The 1,881-nt window shown below is 76.3% G+C and carries 1 protein-coding gene; it reads right to left on the bottom strand.

Going from position 1 to position 1,881, the window contains the following annotated elements; genetic code table 11:
- Window positions 1–1,881, bottom strand: a 1,881-nt coding sequence (locus tag ABEA26_RS35835) for a non-ribosomal peptide synthetase (RefSeq protein ID WP_345598237.1), incomplete at both ends; no start/stop codon positions are given.

Genomic DNA, 1,881 nt, shown 5'->3' with positions numbered 1-1,881 from the left:
CTTCCCGTTCACCGTCAGCGGCAACCGCTCCAGCACCACGAACGCCGCCGGGACGAGGTGACCCGGCAGGGCCTGCGCGGCGTGCGCACGCAGGGCGTCGGGGGTGAGGGCACCGTCGGCGCGGAGCACGGCGTAGGCGACGAGGCGCCGTTCGCCGGCCGGGTCGGGCACGGCGGTGACGACGGCCTCCCGGACGTCGGGCAGGGCCGTGAGGACCGCCTCGATCTCGCGGGGCTCGATGCGGAAGCCGCGGATCTTGACCTGGTCGTCCAGGCGGCCGAGGTACTCGATGCTGCCGTCGGCCCGCCTGCGGACCAGGTCGCCGGTGCGGTACATGCGGCTGCCGGGCGGCCCGAAGGGGTGGGCCACGAAGCGCTCGGCCGTCAGCGCGGGCCGGCCCAGGTAGCCGCGGGCCAGGTGGAGTTCGCCCGCCAGGTACAGTTCGCCCGCCGATCCCGGGGGGAGGGGGCGCAGCCGTTCGTCGAGGACGTGCGCGGTGACGTTGCGCAGCGGGGCGCCGATGGCGGGCGGGCGGTCGTCGTCGGGGGACAGCTCCGCCCGGGTGGCGTACACGGTGGCCTCGGTCGGGCCGTAGACGTTGAGGACCCGGCAGCCGGGCAGGGCCCGGTGGGTGTCGCCGACGAGGGCGGCGGGCAGCGCCTCGCCCGCGTAGAGCAGGGTGTGCGGTCGCGTCCGCAGGCCGGGTCCGGAGAGGAGGGCGGACAGGGCGGAGGGGACCGTGCTGAGCAGCCCGCCGCCGTCCCCGGCGTCCCCGCCGTCGCCGCCGTCGCCGTCCGGGCTGCTTCCGGCGTCCCCGGCGAGGGCCAGGACGTCGTCGACCAGCTCGACGCGCCCGCCGTTCAGCAGGGGGCAGAACAGCTCGAAGACGGAGACGTCGAAGTTCAGGGAGGTACTGGCGGTGACGGAGGCCGGTGCTCCGACGCCGAACTCCTCCGCCGCCCAGGCGGCGAGGTCGGCCACGTTGCGGTGCGGGACGACGACGGCCTTGGGCCGGCCGGTGGAGCCCGAGGTGAAGATCGCGTAGGCCGCGTGGCCGGGGCGCAGCGGACGCAGCCGGTCGGCGTCGGTCAGGTCGCCGGGGTCCTCGGCGGCCACGCGGGCGCGGACGCCGGGGTCGTCCAGGGCGAGGCAGCGGGCCGCGTCGGGCAGGGCGGTCGCGCCGTCGAGGGTGGTCAGGACGTACGCCGGGGCGGCGTCGTCCAGCATCAGGGTCAGGCGTTGCGCCGGGTAACCCGGGTCCAGCGGGACGTGGGCGGCGCCGGCCTTGAGCACGGCCCACACGGCGACGAGGAGTTCGGGGGTGCGCGGCAGGGCGATCCCGACGAGGTCCTCGGTGCCGACGCCCGCCCGGACCAGGTGCCGGGCGAGCCGGTTGGCGCGGGCGTTGAGGTCGCCGCAGCCGGTGTCGGTGCCCGCATGGCGCACGGCCGGTGCGTCGGGGTCGCGGCGCACCCGCTCCTCGAAGAGCCGGGGCAGGGTCTCGGTGACGGGCGGCGCGGCCGTGTCGTTCCACCGGGCCAGCCGGGCGCCTTCGGCGGGCGTGAGCAGTTCGGCCGCGCTCAGGGGCTGCTCGGGGCGGGCGACCATCTGCCGCAGCAGTGCGGTCAGCCGGTCGGCGAGGGACCGGACGGTGCCGTGGTCGAACAGGTCGGTGCTGTACTCCAGGACTCCGTCGATGCCGCCCTCTCCCCCGTCGGCTCCGCGGCTCTCCCGCAGGTGGAAGGAGAGGTCGAACTTGGAGACGCCCATGTCGAGGGGTTCGGGCCGCACGCGCAGCCCGGGCAGGGACGCTTCGGCGCGGGGCATGTTCTGGAGGGCGAGCATGACCTGGACGAGGGGGTTGCGGGACAGGGAGCGCTG

This window comes from Streptomyces marokkonensis, assembly GCF_039539045.1.
Taxonomy (GTDB): domain Bacteria; phylum Actinomycetota; class Actinomycetes; order Streptomycetales; family Streptomycetaceae; genus Streptomyces; species Streptomyces marokkonensis.
The sequence above is the reverse complement of the archived record's forward strand: the minus strand, read 5'-3'. Positions and strand labels throughout refer to the sequence as shown.